Below are 19565 nucleotides of genomic sequence, written 5' to 3'. Positions count from 1 at the left end.
CCCGGCCAACTGGTCGGGGTTTCGCCGTTTTAGGGCCTCCAGGGAGCATCGCGGAGCGCCGCCCGTCGAAGGCCGGCCAACGGCCCCGGCCCTTCCTCCAAGAAAGCCCCGTGTTCGAACGAACGCGGGGCTTTCTTGTTATTCCCGCAAAGGAAATTACCGTTATCGCGACTGCGCCTTGTTGCGTTTACACAGACGTACAGCTTCCTACAGGATCCAGTGGTACCAAGTACGGCTTCACGAGTAATGTAATGGTATCGAAGAGCTGTCCTCGGAGTGGAGCGAATGAGATCGATGAAACGCTTGGTCGTCGCTTGGGCGCTAGCTGTGTTTGGCGTGGGAGTGATAATGGGATGTGACAATACGGGACCCGGCGACAAGACAGAGCGCAATATCGACAACGCCATGAAGGATGTGGAGGAGCGCTTGGAAGAGGTGAGCGAGGAGATCGAGGAGGACGCGGAAGAGAATTGAGCTCCTGCTGCACTCACGATCGCCATACGAGGCCCACCTTACTTCCACCTTCAGTTTTTCCCCGAGCCGCCGATAGCGGTATTGACCGTTCGGTCAAATAGAGCGTATCCCCCTGACGATACGCCGCAGCCAAGGGGAAGAACATGAACAAACTCACCATAGCCCAGAGACTGATGCTCTGTGTCAGCCTCTGCATGCTATTGATTGCCGGCGGTGCAACAGCCGTGCAGTATCGCCTGTTCGGTGACTTGGTCACCGAGCGCGTCACGGCGGTGGAGCTACCCGCCACGCTGGAGAGCATTCGCAACGACATCGAGGCGACGCTGATCGGACCGATAACCACGGCACAGAATCTGGCGAACAATCCCTATCTGCAAGAATGGATGGAGGCAGGGGAGTCCCGGCAGGGCGCCGAGCGGGCAATCGCCTATTTCCAAGACATGCAACAGCGCACCGGTGCCAGCATCGTCTTTTATGTGTCGGCGCGAAGTGGCAAGTACTACACCCAGGATGGCATCGAGCGCACACTCAGCCGCGAGCGAGACCAGTGGTTCTACAATCTGGTCGACGAGAGCGGCGGGGACGCCTATCAGCTGAACGTGGATGACGAAGGCGGTCAGGTCCAGGTTTTCATCAACCATGTCGTCGAGGCAGGCGGAGAGCGGGTAGGCGTTGCCGGGGTGGGGTATTCGTTGGACGCCATGGCCGAGACGATTCGCAACTATCGCCTAGGCCAGAGCGGCAGCGTATTCCTGGCCAATCGGGACGGCACCATCAGCATTCATCCGGAAGGAGCAGAAAGAGTCGGTGAGCCGATCGACGCCCTGCCGGGATGGGATACGATTTCTACCACCTTGCTGAATGCACAGGGCTACCGGTACGGGGTGGCGGAGGATGCACAGGGAGCCGAGCAACTGGTGGCCGCCATCGATGTGCCGGGGACCGAGTGGGTGGCCTTCGCCCAGATTCCTCGCAGTGAGCTGTTCGCCGATCTCAACCGGGCCGTCCTGCTGGTTGTTCTGGCCGTGGCTGTGATACTGCTGGCAAGCTTGGCGATAATCGCCGTGCTTCTGCGCACCTTGTTCCGACCGATACGGCGTACTGCCCATGCCATGCGGGAAATCGCCGAAGGAGAAGGCGATCTGACGCTTCGCTTGCCGGTCGAAGGGAAGGACGAGAGCACCGAGCTGGCCATCCAATTCAATGCCTTTGCCGACAAGATGCACGACGTGCTGTCCCTCGTCAGGGTCAGTAGCGATGCGGTCCGGCTGGCTGCTCAGGAGATAGCCGGCGGCGGTCACGACATGTCTCGGCGTACCGACCAGGCGGCATCCAGTCTGCAGCAGACTTCTGCCTCCATGGAGGAAATCAACAGTACGGTGGCGAATACCTCGGCCTCGTCACGCGAGGCGAATGCACTTTCTCAATCGGCCGCCGACTTGGCGCAGCGCACCGGAGAGAAAGTCGGGCATGTCGTGACGACCATGGACGAGATACAGAGTGCGTCCACACGAGTAGCCGATATCGTCAAGGTGATGGACGATATTGCCTTCCAGACCAACCTGTTGGCCTTGAATGCCTCGGTCGAAGCGGCTCGGGCCGGAGAGAGTGGAAGAGGCTTTGCCGTCGTGGCAGGGGAAGTGCGGCAACTGGCCACCCGCAGTGCGTCGGCTTCGCGTGATATTCGCCAGTTGATCGAGGCTTCCGGAGAGAAGGTTCAAGGTGGCACCCGACTGGTAAAGGAAACCGGCAATGCGATGCAGGAACTCATGGAAGGAGTGAATCGCGTGGCCGTGATGCTCGGAGAGATCAGCCATGCCGCAGGCGAGCAGAGCGATGGCATCGGACAGGTCAATCTCGCCGTGGCGGAGCTGGATCGTATGACACAGCAGAACGCCGCTTTGGCTGAAGAGTCGACCACAGCGGCCGAACAGCTGCGCGATCAGGCCGATCGGCTGGCTGACATGGTGGGGCGTTTCAAGCTGCGCGAAGAGGCATTACCGGAGCGCGGGATGGCCTTGTCGGGGTACGAGGTGTCACGAGTCGAGGCGAAGAGCGAACCGGCCTGACGCAGCCAGCGGGCCAGCCGATACCGGCTGGCCCGAGGCCTGACGCTATTCTCCTAGCCGGCAGCGTTCTGCTCGATCCCTTGCAAGTACCAGGGGGATCCATCGCGCACTTGGCGAATCAGGTGCCAAGTCTCGTTGAACTCGGTCTGCTCGCCGTTCTCTTCGAGTAGGCCATGGAAGATCACTGTGGCTTCCGCCTGAGCGTCGATCTCACGTACGTCGCCGAGCTCGGCGAACAGGCGAAGGATCTCCGTGCGGTTGTTGGCCGGCTGACGGCTGCGCTCGTCACGCAGTAGATTGTAAAACTCCGGAGTGACGTACTCCTGTAGACCGGAGAAATCGTTGTTGTCCCAGGAGCGCTGGAGCGTCATGAAGTGTTCCTTGGCGTCGCGCAGGAACCGCTCGCGATCGAACCAGGCCGGCAGGCTGCCAAAGGCGCTCTGATCGAAGGCGCCAGCGGAAGACGGCTGGAAGCTCCGGAGCTGCGAGGCCTCTTCCCTATGGACCGGTTGGGGGCCGCTCGCCATGGCGGGACGACGTCTTGCCAGCAGACGAAGCAGCAGAAAGCCGAGTCCGGCGATCAGCAGGATGTCCATCAGGCGCAGCTCGTCGAAGGCGCCACCGAAGAACAGGGCAGCCAGCAGGCCGCCGGCGAGCAGGCCACCGAACATTCCAGGCATGCGCGCTCCCGTCGCCTTGTTCGTCTGCGCCTGGCGTGCCGGCGCGGCCTGGTTGGGAGCGGCCGCCGGCCGGTCGGCGGAACGGGAAAAGCTCCCCACGTTGCCGCCGCCACCCAGGCGGCGAGCTTCGGCGTCATTCACGGCCAGGCCGAAGCCCAGCACACCGACGAGGAGCATGACGAAGAGTTGGCGCATCGCGAGTCTCTCAGAGGAATTGGGAGGGGATTCAGACAGCCCATTCTAGCGGCTATGCTGGCGAAAGGTGAGACAACAAGGGAGAGAAAGCGTGCGCCTGAAAAGTGAAACAAGCCTGCTGTTGATCATCGATCTCCAGGCGGGACTGCTACCGGTAATCGATGGCGGCCCGCAGGCCGTTGACGAGGCCGTCTGGCTGGGTGGAGTCGCCGATGCCCTGAGCATTCCCGTCTGGCTCACCGAGCAGTATCCCGAAGGCTTGGGCGGTAGCGAGCCGCGGCTGCTCGAGGCACTGCCCAGCCACCGGCTGTGGCGTAAGGTACATTTCAATGCCCATGCCGAGCCCGACTTTGCCAATGCCCTGGCTGGCAGCGGCAAGCGCCAGGTCGTGCTGTGCGGCAGCGAAGCGCACATTTGTGTCATGCAGACCGGCCTGGGGCTGCTGGAGGCAGGCTACGAGGTATATTGGCTGAGCGACGCGTCGGTCAGTCGGCGCGCGGAGGAGGCTCGGCTCGCCCGCGAGCGCATGGTGCGCGCGGGGGCGACGGCGGTGTCGGCCGACATGGTGGCCTACGAGTGGCTCGACCGTTGTGATGACGTGCGATTCCGCCAGATCCACAAGCGCTTTCTCAAGCCGCGTTCGGCGCTCCCGGTGCGCTTTTTCTGAACGGGGCTCTGTTCGAAAGGGCAGGAGCGGAGGCGATTTTGGACAGAGCCTAAGCTTGGCCTTCGCGGCGCGTGAATACCAGGGTATCACCCTCCGACATGGCTGGAGCGAAAGCGTAGCCGGCCACATCGAAATCCTTCAGCCCTTCGGGGTCATCCAGGCGCTGGCGGATCGTCCAGGCGGCCATCAATCCGCGAGCCTTCTTGGCGTAGAAGCTGATGATCTTGAACTGGCCGTTCTTCTCGTCCTTGAACACCGGGGTGATGATGCGCGCCTGGAGCCGCTTGGCGTCGATAGCCTTGAAGTACTCATTGGACGCGAGGTTCACCAGCACCTTGGAGCCGCTGTCGGCGACGGCGCGGTCGAGTGCCGCGGTCAGGGTATCCTGCCAATAGGCGTAGAGGTCCTTGCCGGTGGAATTGGGCAATCGGGTGCCCATCTCCAGGCGGTAGGGCTGGATCAGGTCGAGCGGCCTCAGCAGGCCGTAGAGACCGGAGAGGATGCGCAGGTGCTGCTGGGCGAAAGCGTTGTCCTCATCGCTGAAGGTGTCTGCCTCGAGGCCGACATAGACGTCGCCCTGAAAAGCCTGTGCCGCTGGCTTGGCATTGTCCCGCGTGAACGGCGTGCGCCATTCGGCGAAGCGTGCCGCGTTGAGGCCGGCCAGTTTGTCACTGATGCCCATGAGTTCGCTGAGCCGCTGCGGGGAGTAATCTTGCAGGATCTCGATCAGCTCGCGGCTGCGCTCGAGGAAATCGGGCTGCGAATGAATGGCAGTCGTGGCGGGGGTCTCGAAATCCAACGTCTTCGCGGGCGAGATCACGCTCAGCATGGAACACTCCTGTACCTGGATCGGCCTGGCGGGAAGGGCTCGAGTATATCAGGCGCGAGGCGGCGTCGGGGCTATGGCGGCGATAGCCCCGGGCGATGGCGGTGCCGATCAGGGACAGGGGTTGGGAATGCGGCGATGCACCGACTCGATGGCGTCGAGTACGCTCTGATCGAGCTTGAGCGACTCGCTGGCCAGGTTGGCTTCCAACTGCTCCATCGTTGTGGCGCCGATAATGTTGCTGGTCAGGAAGCTGCGCGAATTGACGAAAGCGAGTGCCATCTGCGCCGGGTCAAGATCGTGTTCACGCGCGATCTCCACGTAGGCTCGGGTGGCCTGCTCCGCCAGATCGGAGGTATAGCGCTGGAAGCGTTCATACAGGGTCAGGCGTGCCTTGGGGGGCCGTGCACCATCCAGGTATTTGCCGGATAGCACGCCGAAGCCCAGCGGAGAGTAGGCCAACAGGCCGACATTCTCGCGGTGGGCAATCTCGGCCAGGCCGACCTCGAAGGTGCGGTTGAGCAAGTTGTAGGGATTCTGGATGGAGGCGACACGTGGCAGACCCAGCCGTTCAGCCAGTTGCAGCGCCTTCATCACGCCCCAGGGGGTCTCGTTGGACAGCCCGATGGCGCGTACCTTGCCGGCATTCACCAGCTCCTTTAGCGCGCCGAGGGTTTCCTCCAGTGGGATCGCCTCTTCCTCTTCGTCGTGCTCGTAACCCAGTTTGCCGAAGTAATTTGTGTGGCGCTCGGGCCAGTGCAATTGATAGAGGTCGACGTAATCGGTCTTGAGCCGGCCGAGGCTGGCGTCGATGGCCTGGTGGATCTGCTGACGATCCAGCCGGGGGCCGCCACGGATATGCTCGAGGCCAGGTCCGGTGACCTTGGTCGCGACAATGACGTCGTCGCGGCTATCGCGGCGCTTGAGCCAGCTTCCGACATAGCTTTCGGTACGGCCCTGGGTCTCGGCACGCGGGGGAACTGGGTACATCTCGGCGGCGTCGATGAAGTTGATGCCGAAGGCCACAGCGCGGTCGAGCTGCTCATGGGCTTCGGCTTCGCTGTTCTGTTCGCCGAAGGTCATGGTGCCGAGGCACAAGCGGCTGACCTCGATGCCGGTGTTGCCAAGCGGTCGCGTCTGCATCATCGCTCCTGTGGATGCCTGTCAGGTAGTAGGGAGAGGTCCGCTGTGTCGATCGTTCAGCGTATCCAGAGCCATGCTAGCCGAGCCCTACCAAGGCAGCAAATCGCAGGGGGTTGAGTCGGTCCCGAGGCGGGCGTATGCTGGCGACCCTCGAACGGCCCCGGCGGAGTCCGACGGAGCTCACGTTTGGCCATGACGCAAACACAGGGCAGTGTAATACGTCATGCGGATGCAAGTTGAACGCAAGGTTGTTTGCCCATGTCGCAGGCATCATCATTGTTCACCAGGATCGAATACCGTCTTGCCGAACAATTGTTCCATACGCGTTGGTTGCCGCGCTCGCCGCGTACCCAACGGCTGACCATGCATCTTTTCCAGCGCTGCGCCGACGCGGGACACCCGGCGGCACTGTCGCTCTATGGCCACATGCTCTTTCATCGTGGAGTCAGCCCTCAGGACAAGGCGCGCGGTGCGCGCTACGTACTGGAGGCCGCCCAGGCCGGCAATCTCAAGGCGCAATACCAGGCCGGCCTGATCCATGAGCACGGCTGTACCCAGTATCCTCGTCGCGATGAGCGCGCCGTGACCTGGTACGCCCGCGCCGGCGAAGCCGGCCATCCGTTGGCTGCAGCGCGAATGGCCAAGGCCTACCGTCATGGCGAGCTGGGGCTGCCGGTGGATGTCGCCCAGGCCGGCCATTGGCAGGCGCTTGCCGATCGGCACAGCGGGTTCGCCGGCGAGACACTGGACACGAACGGCGTCCAGACCCGACACTGAATGCCTGCTCCCGCCGCGCGAACGTCTGCGGCACTCATCGAGGACCCGCCCATTCGTGACGCTGCCGACACTGCTGGATATCGAAGCGTCCGGATTCGGGCGCGGTAGCTACCCCATCGAGATCGGCCTGGCGCGGGCTGACGGCAGCTGCTGCGCTTTCCTCGTGCAACCGCTCGAAGAGTGGACCCACTGGGACCCGAAGGCCGAACTGCTGCACGGCATCTCCCGTGCGCGACTCAAGCGCGAGGGGCTGCCCGTGGCCCACGTGGCGCGTTGGATCAACGACGAGCTGAGCGAGGTCGGCGTGGCCTACAGCGATAGCTGGGGCTACGACAATACCTGGCTGTCATTGCTGTTCCACCACGCCGGCATGCTGCCGGCCTTTCGCCTCGAGGCATTGCGCATACTGCTCGACGAACGTCAGCTGTGCATCTGGCACAAGACTCGCGAGGTGCTGGTCAAGGAGCTCGGCATCCATCGTCACCGTGCCGGCGAGGATGCCAGGCTGCTTCAGCTCACTTATCAGCGCACCCGCCAGTTGGCCGGCTGCGGCTGATTCATCGCTACCGGGGCGCGCCGCAACCCTCGCCGCTGACCGCAAGCAATACCTTGCCGATATTGGCGTCCTGCTTCACGTGGGCATGGGCAGCTTCGGCCTGGTCGATCGGCCAGGTGCGGTCGACAAGTGGGCGGATCTCGCCACTGGCCAGGCGCGGCCACACATGGGTCAGCAGGGCATCGAGAATGGCCCCCTTGGCCGCAGGTGGCTTGGCGCGCAGAGTCGATCCGATCAACCGCTGTCGCTTCATCAGCATGCGGCCCATGTCGAGTTCGGCTCTGCGTCCCCCCATCAGACCGATCAGGACCAGGCGACCGTCGGTATTGAGCACGCGTTGATTGTCAGCGAGATAGGTACCGCCCACCGGATCGAGAATCAGATCGGCGCCGCCCCAGGTCTTGACCGCCTCGACGAAGCTGCCCTGGTGCCGGTTGAAGCCGCCATCGGCGCCCAGCGAGCGGCAGGCGGCGAGCTTGGCATCGCTGCCGGCCGTGACGAAACACGGGTGAGCCAGGGCGCGGCAGAGCTGAATCGCGGCCGTGCCGACACCGCTGGCACCGGCGTGCAGCAGTACGCGCTCGCCGGGAGCCAACTGACCCTCCATGAACAGGTTGAGCCAGGCGGTGGCGAACACCTCGGGGAGTGCGGCCGCTTCGCGCAGGCCGAATCCCTCGGGCAACGGCAGTACCTGGCGCGCATCCACTACTACTTCCTCGGCGTAGCCGCCGCCGGCCAGCAGGGCGCATACCTTGTCGCCGAGTCGCAAGCGTTCGACGTCGGCGCCCACCTCGACCACCGTGCCGCTGACTTCGAGTCCGAGAATCTCGCTGGCCCCAGGCGGTGCGGGGTAGTGTCCCGCTCGTTGCATCAGGTCGGCGCGGTTAACGCCGGCCCAGGCCACGCGCAGCCGCACTTCGCCGGCGGCCGGCCCCTCGGGAGCGGGACATTCGCGCCAGACCAGGCGCTCCTGTTCGACGACGATGGCATGCATGACGGTCTCCTTGTGTCAGCGCGTTCAGGTTGCGGCGAGTCGTGCCTCCAAGGCATCCAGCAGTGCGGCGGGCTCCTCGGCGTCGATCAGGCAGGTGCGGGTGCGGGCATTGAGGAAGCCGTGCTCCACGGTGCTGTCGAGGAAAGCGAGCAGAGGCGAGTAGAAACCGACGGTATCGAGCACCCCGATGGGCTTGTCATGGAGCCCCAGGTATTGCCAGGTCCAGGCCTCGAACAGCTCTTCCAGGGTGCCGATGCCGCCGGGCAGGGCGATGAAGGCATCGGCGTGAGCGGCCATGCTGGCCTTGCGCTCGTGCATGTTGTTTACGCGAATCAACGTCGGCAGGCCTTCGTGGGCCTGCTCGCGTTCCACCAGATGATCGGGCATCACCCCGATCACTTCGCCGCCTCCGGCCAGCACGGCATTGGCCAGCTCGCCCATCAGACCGATACGGGCTCCACCATAGACCAGGCCGTGACCACGAGCGGCTAGTTCACGTCCGAGGGCTCGGGTGGCTTGCAGAAAAGCGGGGTCCCGTCCTTCGCGGGAACCCAGATAAACACAGAATCTCGACATGCGCGTCTCCTTGGCAAGTCCTTATCCTAGCCGGCAGGGAGAGGCTTCGAAAGCGTCGTCGCGTGCATTCAGGGGAGCACGTCGGCCACGCCGAATTCGGCGTCGAGCCACTGACCGACGATATTGTGGCCGCAAAGATGATGGGCATATTGCGTGTGCAGACAGCGGACCTGGTCCCAGTTGGCGATGCCGCCGATACCGCGTTCCCGCATGATGCCGGCATAACCGAGCCGCTCGACCTCGCTGCGCTGGGCGTCGCTCATGCAGCGCCAGCGTGACTCCACGTAATCGCGGTGGCTGGCGCGGTAGGCGGCGAGGAAGTCTGGGTCCTCCTGCAGGCGCGTCTCGAGCTGCTTGATGACGCCTTGCGCCTCGATGCGGGAGATGTCGATCTTCAGGCGTTCGGAGCAGAGCCAATAGAGAGTGGGGAAGGGTTTGCCGTCGACGATGGGCGCCATGCGCAGCACCAGCGGAGTGCCCGCACCGTCGACGGCGGCCACCGCCTCGATGCCGCGCGGCGCTCGTCCCAACTGCTCGGCAATGATGGCCAACTGGCGGGTGTTGGGCATCTCATCGGTCTGAATCACCATCGTCGGAGTCTCGCACGAACTTGTTGGAGCGACCCACGGCGCGAAAGAAGGTGCGGTTGAGCTGCTCGGGCGTGGGTACGTAGCCCCGCCACTGGCGTTCGCAGTACTCGTTGGCCCGCGCCATCAGCGCGTCGTAGAGGCGATTGAACGGCGCATCATAGTCGTAGGGGTCTGCTCCGAACAAGCGGATATGCGGATAGTCCGCGAACCGCTCCATGAAGTAGCGCTCCAGGTCGGCTTCCACGGCCCGATGCTGCGCGACGTTGTCGGGATCGAGCCAGAGGTTGTAGCGGATGGCCATGTTCGACTCCCTGAAAGCGGTGAATGGCCCGTTATCGCCGGGTCATGACACTTTGACCACAGGCGTCCGTGATCGGCTCATGCCGGTCTCACGCGCGCGCCAGCGGGGCCAGACGCGCCGTGCACAAGCGAATCAGGTCGGCGGGAGCCAGGCGTATCTCAAGGCCGCGCCGCCCGCCGCTGACATGCAAGCGTTCGAGCGTCTCGGCACTGGCGTCGAGGAAGGTTGGCAGGCGTTTCTTCTGGCCCAGCGGACTGATGCCGCCAAGCACGTAACCGGTGGCGCGCTCGGCATCGGTCGCTTCGGCCATGTTTGCGCGACGCGCCCCGGCGGCCTTGGCCAGCGCCTTGAGGTCGAGCTGGGCGGTGACGGGCACGATGCCGACCACGAGGCGACCGTCATCGAGGCGGGCGATCAGCGTCTTGAACACGGTCTTCGGGGGAAGTGCCAGGGCGCGCGCCGCTTCCTCGCCGTAAGCCGGGGCCCGGGGATCGTGCGGGTACTCGAGCAGTTCGAAGTCGGCGCCGTCGTGCTCGAGCATCTTGACCGCCGGCGTCATGCGCCGGCCGGCTCCGGCACCGGCTGCAGGTGGGCCTCGAGGGCCTCGCGCAGTTCACCTTCGATGGGTACGGCGCGTTTCGTATGGTGGTCGAAGTGCACCATCACGGTATGGCCCAGGTTGGTCATCTCGCCCTTCTGCCACGCCTCCTGGGTCACGGTGAAGGAGCTGTTGCCCAGCCGTGAGACATAGGTACGGATCTCGATGTCGCTGCCGTAATGGAGCTCGGCGCGGTAATCGACTTCCATGCGCGCCATGATCAGGCGCCACTTGCGTGGGTCCAGGTCCGGCGTGAACAGGCGGAACAGGTCGTTGCGAGCCAGTTCGAACCAGGCGGGCAGCCGGGTGTTGTTGACGTGGCCGAGGGCGTCGGTGTCGTAGAAGGCAGGTTCGAGGGTGCGCACGAACATGGCAATTTCCTTGTGGTTCTGGTCTCGGAGCAGCGCGGGTGATGTCGTTGGCAGGCTGACAGCATTGCCCCGAGCAAACGCTAGGTCAAGTGCCGGCCGCCCGTCTTGCGCCCTGCCACGTCTGCAACCGCATCCAGGCCAGCAGCCACAGGGTCGCGACGGCAAAGCCCGCCAGGGTGCCCCACAGCAGGCCCAGGGTGGCGTAGGTGAGCGAGACGCACAGCGTGTAGCAAAGCAGTGCGCCGAGCCCGGCGGGATAGTGCTTGATCACTGTGGCCGCCGGCGCCGCGCCATGGGTCAGATGCAGAATCACCAGCAGCGGATACATGGAGATGGGGAATGCCGCCAGCATGCCGGCCCACGCGGGGGGCAGGACATGGGCCAGGCCGGTGATCAGGAACACGATGGCGGTGGCAAGGCCGGCGCGCAGCGCCAGCGCCGGCCAAGGCGGGCCGCCGGTTCGCACCTTGGCGCGAGTTTCGGGGAGGTGTCGATAAAGCCAGGTGAAGACGAAGATGGCGGCCAGTGTCACCAGGGTACCGCTGACGCGATCGAACGCGAAACGCGTCAGCGCAAGGCTGGCCAGCCACCAGGCGACCAGACCGCCAGCCGTGCCGGCCAGCACGCCGGCGAGGCCGTCGCGGCGGCCGCATATCAGGTAGCCACCGCCCAGCGCCATGGTGGCGGTGAAGCCCGCCAGGCTGAAGACGGCGCTCTCGGCGGCGAACGGTGGCGAGATTTCCAGGCCGATGAAGAACAGGGCGATGGCGGTGCCCAGCGGATAGCCGGCGAGCAGGCCGGCTACGCGGGTACTGACCCGCTCGGCGATCACCGACAGGCCGAGCACGATACCGATCGATACCAGCAGCTTGGCCAGCTGCCAGCTCAGCGGAACATCCATGAGGCTTCCTTGTAGTGGACGCGGTACGGCTAGATGAGGCGCAGACCCTGTCGGTCCGCCCAGGCGGCGCCTACCGCATGGGTCAGCCTCTCCTGCAGGTGGACCGGCAGGGCGTCCCGGGCGGACTCGACAGAGTCGAAGTCGCGGTTGCGCAGCCAGCAGTAGGCCCAGGCGCAAGCCTCGTCGTCACTCTGCGGCAGCGGGCGGGCCGGCATCTGCACCAGCAGGAAGGTGGCGGTGCGTGCCGCCCACAGCGGCACCTCGTCTCCCGCGTCGGGTTGGCTCCAGTCGTCGAGCTGCGCTCCGCTGGGTGTCGTTTCGGGCTCGCCCAGCTTCGCCACGCGGGCGGTCTCGGCCAGAATCAGGGCCAGGCGACCCGCATCGGCCTGGCCGAGCCGGCGCCACTGGTCGATGAGTGCCGGCATGCCGCGGCGTACCTTGGCATAGAAGCCGCTTTGCGGCATGGTTTCGCTCATATCGACTTTTCCCGAGGACAGAACATGAAGTTCGATTTTGCCACGCCCGTCGCGCGTCGCCACCCCGAGAAGGGCGATTGGCCGTCGCAGAAGTGGCACCGCTATGATGCCGACATTCTACCGCTATGGGTGGCCGACATGGATTTTCGCTCGCCGCCCGCCCTCATCGAGGCGATGCAGGCGAGGGTCGAACACGGCGTCTTCGGCTATGGGCGGATACCCGACAGTCTGAAGCATACCCTGTGCGCATGGAGCGAGCGCGAGTACGCCTGGGCGCTCGAACCCGAGTGGCAGCTGTGGTTGCCCGGCGTGGTCCCGGCGCTGCACCTGGCCAGCCTGGCGCTGACCGAGCCGGGTGAAGGCGTGCTGACGGTCACGCCCATCTATCCGCCTTTCCTGAAGGTGGCCGAGCGTACCGGGCGCTTGCCCCAGCAGGCGCAGCTGGCCGAGCCGGCGGACCCCGGCGAGCCCTGGCGGCTCGATCTGGCGGCGCTGGAAGCGGCGATCACGCCCGAGACGCGGCTACTGCTGTGGTGTCATCCGCACAACCCCACCGGTCGCGTGTGGCGTCACGAGGAACTGGCCGGCCTGGCGGCGCTGATCGAGCGGCATGACCTGCTGGTGGTGTCCGACGAGCTTCACTGCGACCTGCTGCTCGACGATGGCGCCGTGCACCGTCCCCTGGCGGCAGCTTTCCCCTCGCTCGCGGCGCGTACCGTTACCTTGTGGGCACCGTCGAAGACCTTCAATATCGCCGGCCTCTCCGCGGCCTGTGCCGTCATTTCCGACCCCGAGCTGCGCCAGCGCTTCGCCGACCGCTTGAGTGGTCTGATGCCCGACGTCAACGTGCTGGGTCTGGTCGCGGCCGAGGTCGCCTATGCACAGGGCAACCCGTGGCGCCTCGAACTGCTCGAGGTGCTGCGCGGCCACCGACGCACGTTGATCGAGCGTGTCGCCGCCTGGCCCGGGGTCGCCTTCGCTCCGCCCGAGTCGACCTACCTGGCCTGGTTCGACCTGCGCCGTGCCGAGGGGCTGGCGGGGCGAGGCGGCTCGCCCCAGCAAGTGCTGCTGGAAGAGGCGGGCGTGGCGCTTTCCGACGGCGCCGATTTCGGCTGGCCGGGCTTCGTGCGGCTCAACTTCGGCACCACCGCGGCCCAGCTGGACGAGGCGCTGACGCGCCTCGACGATGTGCTGAAGGGATGAAGCGGCCCGACTGGGCCGTCATTGAAGGGTTCAGTAGAGCAACGTGAACAGCTTGCGGCGATAGGTGACGGTCAGCGGATGGTCGGCACCGAGGGCATCGAAGACACGCAGTAGCGTCTTGCGCGCCGCGTCGTCACCGTAGCCACGGTCCTTGCGCATCACGTCGAGCAGCCCTTCCAGCCCGACCTCGTAGTGGCCGTCGGCAACCTGGCGCAGGGCACGCTTGTACTGCGCCTCGCTGTCGTCACGTCCTTCCAGGGTTGCCAGTTCGTCGTCGTTCGGTGCTTCCTTGCGAAACTCGATGCTGGCGCGCACGCCACGAGCCGGGGCGGCGTCCCGCTCCTCGGGCGGAAGGTTGTCGAGCAGGTCGAGTGCCTCCTGGCTGCGATCCTCGGCGACCAGCGCTCGCGCCAGCTCGATCCGGTAGGGCGCGTGATCGGGGCTCTGTTGCAAGAGCTCTTCGTAGATCGTCCGTGCGGTGGCCGCGTCGCCTTGGGCGAGAGCTTCGGCGGCCTGCTCCTCGGGGGTCGCCGGGGCATCCTCGGGGGCCGGGAAGTAGCGGGCGAGCCACTCGCGGATCTCCTTTTCGGGCAGTGCACCCTGGAAGTGGTCAACCAGGCCTCCCTGGCTGACCAGCTTGACATCGGGTACCGAACGTACGCCCAACTGGGCGGCGATCTCCTGGTTCTCCTCGATGTTGAGCTTGGCGAGGATGAAGGCGCCACGGTACTCCCGGGTCAGTTTCTCGAGGATCGGCATCAGCGCCTTGCACGGTTGGCACCAGGGTGCCCAACAGTCGAGCAGCACCGGTACCTGCATGGAAAACTCCAGCAGCTGCTGGATGTTGTTGCGGTCGACATCGATGATCAACTGCTCATCCGGCGGCGCATCCTGCGCCTGGGTGGCGCTCGGCTCGGGGGGTGTCAGCGGGGTGCCGCTGCGGGGGTCGACGATGGACATGGGCAAGGCCTTAACGTAAGGGTGGATTTGTTCGAAAGATGCGGGTGGCGGCGTCGGGATTCAAGGGGCGCGCGCGGCGTTCGCCGGTCGCCCGCGTTGGCGGCAGCGTTGTGGCAGGCGCGGCATCGGCCGCAGGGCTATGATAGGCTCGTGTGCGTCCGGACGCGCCAGGGCCGGACATCCAGACATGAGGAACCGTGGGATGGCGACATACCGACTGAACGGCGACAGCGATCTGATAGACAACCCTTCGCCCCGCTGTGCCTGCATGCTGGTGCTGGACACGTCCGCCTCGATGTTCGGCCCGCCGATCCGTGAGCTGAACGCCGGTGTCCAGTCCTTCATCTCGGCGATCAATGAGGACGACATGGCCGCCTGCTCCGTCGAGCTCGGCGTGATCACGGCGGGGGGCAAGGTGACCGAGCAGCTGCCCTTCACCACGGCCATGCATATCTCCCAGTGCCGGCAGTTCCCCGCGGCCGGTCTGACCCCGCTGGGGGAAGCCATGACGTTGGCGCTGGACCGCCTGGAGGAACGCACCGCGGCCTATCGCAAGGCGGGCGTGGCCTATTACCAGCCCTGGCTGGTGGTAATCAGCGATGGTGTGCCGACCGATCAGTGGCAGGCCGCTTCCGCCCGTTCGCGGGCGCTGGCGCAGCAGCGCAAGCTGGTGGTGATGCCGGTGGGCGTCGAAGAAGCCGATCTCGAGGCGCTCAGCGCCTTCTCCACTCGCCCGGCCAAGCGTCTCGATGGGCTGAAATTCCGTGAATTCTTTCTGTGGCTCTCGGCCAGCATGAGCCGGGTCTCTGCCTCGACGTCGACCACCGATCAGGTCAAACTGCCGCCCACGGACAGCTGGGACAGCATCTGAACGTATGCGCAACCCGACGCCGACGGCCATGATGGAACATGGCGCGATTTTCCCTGTGAGCGTGGCGTGGCCTCGGCCAGCGGTGCGTAGGAGGAGCGCATGGTAGCTCGGGGGCGGGTGGTAACGGACTCGCTGGGCAAGGCGCGCCGGCTCGGCAAGCGCCTCGAGCGCGGTGGCGAAGGGGAGATCTTTGCTCTGCTCGATCGTCCCGACGTGATCGTCAAATGGTACTACCCCGACGTTCTGAACAAGCGTGGGGAAGAGCTCCATCGCAAGGTCGAGGCGATGCGTGGCCTGCACGATGCGCACATGACCCGCGATGTCTGCTGGCCGCTGATCCGGGTCTTCGATGAACACCATCGCTGGATCGGCTTTGCCATGTATCGCGCGCGTGGGGTGAAGATGGGGTTTCTCGCCCATGCGCTGCTCTATCAGCGCTACTTTCCCGGCCTCGACCGGCAACAGATCGTCGGGTACCTGATCCGCTTCGTCGAGATCGTTCAGCAGCTGCACGAGGCTGGCGTCTGCATCGGCGACTACAACCTCAACAATATCTTCTGCATGCCGGGCAGCGATCAGGTGACTCTCATCGACTGCGACAGCTACCAGCTGAGGATGGGTGGCACCTTCTATCCCTGCCCCGTCGGCAGCCCCGACATGACGCCCAAGGAACACCAGGGCGTGGCGTTCCGCCATACGCTGCGCAACCCGCGCAGCGAGGCCTTTTCGCTCGCCATCGTGCTGTTCAAGTGCCTGATGCTCGGCCGTCACCCCTATGACATCGTCGGTGGCGACGATCCGGTGCGCAATCTGCGACGCGGCAAATTCGCCTACGGCCGCGGGCAGCGCGACGTGCCGCAGGGCGTATGGTACGAACTGTGGGGCGTGCTGCCTGAGACCATTCGCGACATGTTCGTGACGACCTTCACCGCCGGGGCGGGTGTCCCGAGTCGACGGGCGACCCTGGCGCAGTGGCACACGGCGCTGAGTGACTACCGCGAGGCAATGAAGGCCGGCGAATGCGCCGTGCAGCTATCCATGCCGAGCCGACCTCGGCGCAGGAAGGCGGTCCATGCCCGTTAATCCCGGCAATGTCGAGCGCCACGAGCGGCGGCCGGAATGGCAGGCGCTGGCAGTGGCCGTCGCGGGTCTGGCTCATCTGGAAGGCGCTCCGCCGCTGCCCTGCCAGGATGCCGCCGACGCCGCCTCGAGCCCGCGCCCGATGCTGGCGGTAGCCGACGGTGCCGGCAGCTCGCCGGCTTCGGAGCTGGGGGCCCGAGCGATCGTCTCCGCCATGCTGCGACTGGTCGATACCCTGGAAACACAGCTGGCCTGGCTGCTCGATGCCGACGCTGAGCCGGATCCCGACACACGACGCGAATTCGTCGCGCTGCTGGTGCGTCATGCCCAGGGCACGCTCGAGGACCGCGCGACCGAGCAGCGCCGGCCGGTGCGAGACCTGCGCTGCACGTTGCTGCTCGCCGTTGCGGGTCGTTCACGGCTGCTATGGCTCAAGGTCGGCGATGGCGAGATCGTGCTGGAGCGGGCCGTCAAGACGGGCGACGGCGAGCCCGGCCTGGTGCCGGAGCTGACCGCGCTGGGTGAGCGGGGCAAGGGGGAGTTCGCCAACCAGACGTGTTTCGTCGACGAGCGGCTGGCCTTCGAGCAGGTACAGCACGGCTGCGAGCCGGTCGCGACCCTGACAGGCATCGCCGCCATGAGTGATGGCGCGGCGGAAAAAACGGTCTCACACGATGGCGAGCGGGTGTCTGGACAGCTCAGCCATTGGTTCGACGACCTGCGCCGAGAGCGGCTGCGCCAGCGCGACCTGGTGCGCTGCTTCTACAGTGACACTTTCTGCCGTGGTACCAGCGGCGATGACCGTGGCATCGCCCTGTTGGCCAGGGACCTGGATAGACTGTGAGCCGGCGGTGAAGTCGCCATCGCTTGAGACTCGCCGGGTTGGACTGCGCCAGGTGGGTAATCGGAAAGCCAAGGTGAGAGCCTTGGCTTTCGAGTTTCGGCTGAGTCCGGTTTTATAAAGAGTCCGGTTCCCTCGCAAGAGGACTGCGTTCCGTAGGCTATGCTTTTCTGCATGGCGGCCACGGGCCGTCTCCCTGTCGCAATGCCCAGTACGGCTTGCTGTCGGTGATGCGAGGATGAGAGGCGCGACACCACGCTTCGAATGGAAAGCCAGGGTTGGAGAAAAACATGCAGAAGCCGCAGTACAGGCCGGATATCGATGGCCTGAGGGCGATAGCCGTCATCCTGGTGGTTGCCTACCATGCCGGAGTGCCGGGATTCGGTTTCGGATTCATAGGCGTAGATGTTTTCTTCGTCATATCGGGCTACTTGATTACGAGCCTGCTACTAAGGGAGTTGGAGAGTTCGGGCAGCATAAGCCTCCTCTCCTTTTACGGTCGCCGCGTTCGGCGACTGATGCCGGCAATGGCCGTCGTGATAACGTCCTCGCTTGTACTTGGCTATATCTTTCTCACTCCTATCGGGCAACAGCAGAGTCTGGCGGAATCCGCTATCGCTTCCATCGCGTTCTTCGCCAATTACTATTTCATCGCGACGACAGGAGGGTACTTCGACGGTCCCACCGATCAGGTTCCGCTGCTGCATATGTGGTCTCTGTCCGTGGAGGAGCAGTTCTACGCCCTCTGGCCCGTCCTGCTCATCGCCAGTGTGGCCATGGCCAGGCGCTACGAGAAAAGAACATGGGCGGTCATTGCAACACTTGCCGCGTTAGGAATCGGTGTCTCTTTCTTCTATGGGGTATGGCTTACCCACGCCAACCCGAACGCGGCCTATTTCTCCGTCCTGTCCCGTGGCTGGCAGTTATTGGCAGGCTCCCTGCTGGCTTGCCTCGTCGGCCATGGGCTGCTTCCACGAACCTCGAAGGCGGCCATGTCTGTGTTGGCCGCAGGCGGAGCGGCGTTACTGCTGGGGGCGGCGCTTGTCATCGAAGGCTCCCACGCCTACCCCGGTTGGGTGGGCGTGCTACCCGTTCTTTCGGCACTGGCATTAATCGTGGCCGGATTCGGCAGTTCAAGTGGCCCCGTTTCACGGTTGCTCTCAACGAAGCCCTTCGTCTTCGTGGGGAAGATATCGTACCCCTGGTATCTCTGGCACTGGCCACTGCTGGCGATGGCACGCACCTATCATCTGGGCGAAGCAGACCTGGTGCGCGATGTTGGCCTGGCTTCTCTCTCGTTTGGTCTGGCATACCTGACGTATCAACTGGTGGAGAAGCCCTCGGTAGGTTTTTTCGCAAAGCGATCCGTATCCCATAAACAGCTCGTCAAGCTGGGCGGTTTGACCTCTATTCTGCTCGCTTTCGCCGCGTTTGGACTGATGAGTCATGCCAACCAACAAAAGAGCATGGGGTTTTATCGTCAACTCGAAAGCGCTGCCGAGGATGTGCCCGATCTTCGAGCTAAATGCCATTTGAGCACCCCTTACAAAGGACTCCCGGACGAGTCCGACTGCGTGAACAGGCCTGACAGGGAGTCTCCGGATCTGTTGCTATGGGGAGACTCCCATGCAGACCACTACTCACCGATGCTGGACGAACTTTCGAGAGATTTGCAATTCACATTCCTTCAAAGAACCTTTAGCACATGTCCGCCATTGATGGGTTATTCCCACGGCCATACTCAGGGACATCCCCAGGAGAACGACCGTAACTGCGAGCTGTTCAAGGATGAAATGGAGAGGGAGCTTTCCAGGTTGGCGGAAAGGGGGCTGGCAGGAGTCGTGCTGAGTGCCAGTTGGCTGGGACGGACCAGCAGCGAGACCCACCTGTCACTGGCGGAAGAGGGGCTCAGGAATACGGTCGATACCTTGCTTGGGTACGGTCTGCGCGTGATTGTTATGGCGCCCACTCCCGTTTTCAGCGTACCCATGACGGACTGTCTGGCCAGGCGGACGGTGGAGTCGTGCAGTAGCTTCCAGCGACGGCTGGAAAAGAGAAGGGAAGCCATTCTTGCCGTCATGCACGAGATAGCCGAGGAGGAACCGAGCGTCAGAGTCGTCGACTTTTACGAGCGGTTATGCCCGGGTGGGAAATGCAACTCTATCTTGGGAGATACGGTGGTATATCGGGACAAGCACCATCTCACGACTCGGGCCGCCAGGGAACTTTCTCCTTATGCGCGCGACGATATCGAGTGGCTGCTGTAGGAGGTGAAAGCGGGTGTGGTAAGCATGGTCTGCGAGCCGCGGTGCCCAGCCAGATAACAAAAAACCGAGGCTTTAGGCCTCGGTCTTCATGTTTGGTAGCGGGGGCCGCCGACCTTGAAACGAAGAGCGAACCGACGGGCGTCGGTTCA

General features: G+C 64.2%; 22 protein-coding genes. 10 read left to right on the top strand and 12 right to left on the bottom strand.

Annotated features, from left to right (window positions below; translation table 11 throughout):
• The first annotated feature begins 348 nt into the window (after positions 1 to 348).
• Together CYJ07_RS20800 and CYJ07_RS20700 are read left to right on the top strand one after the other, a co-directional pair.
• Positions 349 to 474, top strand: a complete 126-nt coding sequence (locus CYJ07_RS20800; protein ID WP_269320559.1) for a hypothetical protein — start codon at positions 349 to 351, stop codon at positions 472 to 474.
• A 143-nt stretch (positions 475 to 617) separates the two neighbouring features.
• Positions 618 to 2543: a methyl-accepting chemotaxis protein gene (locus tag CYJ07_RS20700; RefSeq protein ID WP_231489700.1), complete on the top strand. Its 1926-nt coding sequence runs from the start codon at positions 618 to 620 to the stop codon at positions 2541 to 2543.
• A 53-nt stretch (positions 2544 to 2596) separates the two neighbouring features.
• On the opposite strand, the gene CYJ07_RS19330 is transcribed toward CYJ07_RS20700, so the two are convergent.
• Positions 2597 to 3418 carry a Tim44 domain-containing protein gene (locus tag CYJ07_RS19330; RefSeq protein ID WP_104205332.1) on the bottom strand — a complete coding sequence of 274 codons (822 nt, stop codon included), beginning with the start codon at positions 3416 to 3418 and terminating at the stop codon, positions 2597 to 2599.
• Between the two features lie 91 nt (positions 3419 to 3509).
• On the opposite strand from CYJ07_RS19330, the gene CYJ07_RS19325 reads away from it, so the two are divergent.
• Complete coding sequence (locus CYJ07_RS19325; protein ID WP_104205331.1) at positions 3510 to 4085, top strand: isochorismatase family protein; 576 nt, start codon at positions 3510 to 3512, stop codon at positions 4083 to 4085.
• A 49-nt stretch (positions 4086 to 4134) separates the two neighbouring features.
• Here the strand turns inward: CYJ07_RS19325 and yaaA are convergent, their stop codons facing one another.
• Together yaaA and CYJ07_RS19315 are read right to left on the bottom strand one after the other, a co-directional pair.
• Positions 4135 to 4914 carry a peroxide stress protein YaaA gene (gene yaaA / locus CYJ07_RS19320; RefSeq protein WP_104205330.1) on the bottom strand — a complete coding sequence of 260 codons (780 nt, stop codon included), beginning with the start codon at positions 4912 to 4914 and terminating at the stop codon, positions 4135 to 4137.
• Between the two features lie 108 nt (positions 4915 to 5022).
• Positions 5023 to 6054, bottom strand: coding sequence for an NADP(H)-dependent aldo-keto reductase (locus tag CYJ07_RS19315; protein WP_104205329.1), 1032 nt, complete (start codon positions 6052 to 6054; stop codon positions 5023 to 5025).
• Between the two features lie 258 nt (positions 6055 to 6312).
• Between CYJ07_RS19315 and CYJ07_RS19310 the strand changes: the two genes are divergently transcribed.
• A complete protein-coding gene (locus CYJ07_RS19310; RefSeq protein ID WP_104205328.1) occupies positions 6313 to 6831 on the top strand; it encodes a tetratricopeptide repeat protein in 519 nt (172 codons plus the stop codon).
• 55 nt (positions 6832 to 6886) lie between these two features.
• On the top strand, positions 6887 to 7387 hold the full coding sequence (locus tag CYJ07_RS19305; protein WP_104205327.1) for a hypothetical protein: 501 nt from the start codon (positions 6887 to 6889) through the stop codon (positions 7385 to 7387).
• A gap of 7 nt (positions 7388 to 7394) precedes the next feature.
• On the opposite strand, the gene CYJ07_RS19300 is transcribed toward CYJ07_RS19305, so the two are convergent.
• From CYJ07_RS19300 to CYJ07_RS19265, 8 genes are all read right to left on the bottom strand, one after another.
• Positions 7395 to 8381 (bottom strand): NAD(P)H-quinone oxidoreductase, encoded by a 987-nt coding sequence (locus CYJ07_RS19300; protein ID WP_104205326.1) that lies wholly within the window; start codon positions 8379 to 8381, stop codon positions 7395 to 7397.
• A 24-nt stretch (positions 8382 to 8405) separates the two neighbouring features.
• Complete coding sequence (locus CYJ07_RS19295; RefSeq protein ID WP_104205325.1) at positions 8406 to 8957, bottom strand: LOG family protein; 552 nt, start codon at positions 8955 to 8957, stop codon at positions 8406 to 8408.
• A 68-nt stretch (positions 8958 to 9025) separates the two neighbouring features.
• The gene (locus CYJ07_RS19290; protein ID WP_104205324.1) at positions 9026 to 9547 is read right to left on the bottom strand and encodes a DUF501 domain-containing protein; all 522 of its coding nucleotides are present in this window, start codon (positions 9545 to 9547) and stop codon (positions 9026 to 9028) included.
• Positions 9528 to 9848, bottom strand: coding sequence for a hypothetical protein (locus CYJ07_RS19285; protein WP_104205335.1), 321 nt, complete (start codon positions 9846 to 9848; stop codon positions 9528 to 9530). The genes CYJ07_RS19290 and CYJ07_RS19285 overlap by 20 nt, the downstream gene beginning before the upstream one ends.
• 88 nt (positions 9849 to 9936) lie before the next feature.
• On the bottom strand, positions 9937 to 10407 hold the full coding sequence (ybaK, locus tag CYJ07_RS19280) for a Cys-tRNA(Pro) deacylase (RefSeq protein ID WP_104205323.1): 471 nt from the start codon (positions 10405 to 10407) through the stop codon (positions 9937 to 9939).
• Positions 10404 to 10817, bottom strand: coding sequence for an acyl-CoA thioesterase (locus CYJ07_RS19275; protein ID WP_104205322.1), 414 nt, complete (start codon positions 10815 to 10817; stop codon positions 10404 to 10406). Before CYJ07_RS19275 ends, ybaK begins: the two co-directional genes overlap by 4 nt.
• A gap of 85 nt (positions 10818 to 10902) precedes the next feature.
• Complete coding sequence (locus CYJ07_RS19270) at positions 10903 to 11718, bottom strand: hypothetical protein (RefSeq protein WP_104205321.1); 816 nt, start codon at positions 11716 to 11718, stop codon at positions 10903 to 10905.
• A gap of 29 nt (positions 11719 to 11747) precedes the next feature.
• A complete protein-coding gene (locus CYJ07_RS19265; protein WP_104205334.1) occupies positions 11748 to 12182 on the bottom strand; it encodes a hypothetical protein in 435 nt (144 codons plus the stop codon).
• A gap of 36 nt (positions 12183 to 12218) precedes the next feature.
• Here CYJ07_RS19265 and CYJ07_RS19260 point away from each other — a divergent pair, with 36 nt between their 5' ends.
• Entirely contained in the window at positions 12219 to 13397 is a 1179-nt protein-coding gene (locus tag CYJ07_RS19260) for a MalY/PatB family protein (RefSeq protein WP_104205320.1), read from the top strand.
• Between the two features lie 30 nt (positions 13398 to 13427).
• Here the strand turns inward: CYJ07_RS19260 and CYJ07_RS19255 are convergent, their stop codons facing one another.
• The gene (locus tag CYJ07_RS19255; protein ID WP_104205319.1) at positions 13428 to 14357 is read right to left on the bottom strand and encodes a thioredoxin family protein; all 930 of its coding nucleotides are present in this window, start codon (positions 14355 to 14357) and stop codon (positions 13428 to 13430) included.
• Positions 14358 to 14559: 202 nt separating this feature from the next.
• Between CYJ07_RS19255 and CYJ07_RS19250 the strand changes: the two genes are divergently transcribed.
• From CYJ07_RS19250 to CYJ07_RS19235, 4 genes are all read left to right on the top strand, one after another.
• On the top strand, positions 14560 to 15228 hold the full coding sequence (locus tag CYJ07_RS19250; RefSeq protein ID WP_104205318.1) for a vWA domain-containing protein: 669 nt from the start codon (positions 14560 to 14562) through the stop codon (positions 15226 to 15228).
• A 99-nt stretch (positions 15229 to 15327) separates the two neighbouring features.
• Complete coding sequence (locus tag CYJ07_RS19245) at positions 15328 to 16311, top strand: kinase (protein ID WP_104205317.1); 984 nt, start codon at positions 15328 to 15330, stop codon at positions 16309 to 16311.
• Positions 16301 to 17152 (top strand): PP2C family serine/threonine-protein phosphatase, encoded by an 852-nt coding sequence (locus CYJ07_RS19240; RefSeq protein WP_104205316.1) that lies wholly within the window; start codon positions 16301 to 16303, stop codon positions 17150 to 17152. Before CYJ07_RS19245 ends, CYJ07_RS19240 begins: the two co-directional genes overlap by 11 nt.
• 287 nt (positions 17153 to 17439) lie before the next feature.
• Positions 17440 to 19416: an acyltransferase family protein gene (locus tag CYJ07_RS19235; protein WP_104205315.1), complete on the top strand. Its 1977-nt coding sequence runs from the start codon at positions 17440 to 17442 to the stop codon at positions 19414 to 19416.
• Positions 19417 to 19565 lie beyond the last annotated feature (149 nt).

It is taken from the genome of Billgrantia saliphila (assembly GCF_002930105.1).
GTDB classification, from domain to species: domain Bacteria; phylum Pseudomonadota; class Gammaproteobacteria; order Pseudomonadales; family Halomonadaceae; genus Halomonas; species Halomonas saliphila.
This window is presented reverse-complemented; position numbering and strand designations above follow the sequence as displayed.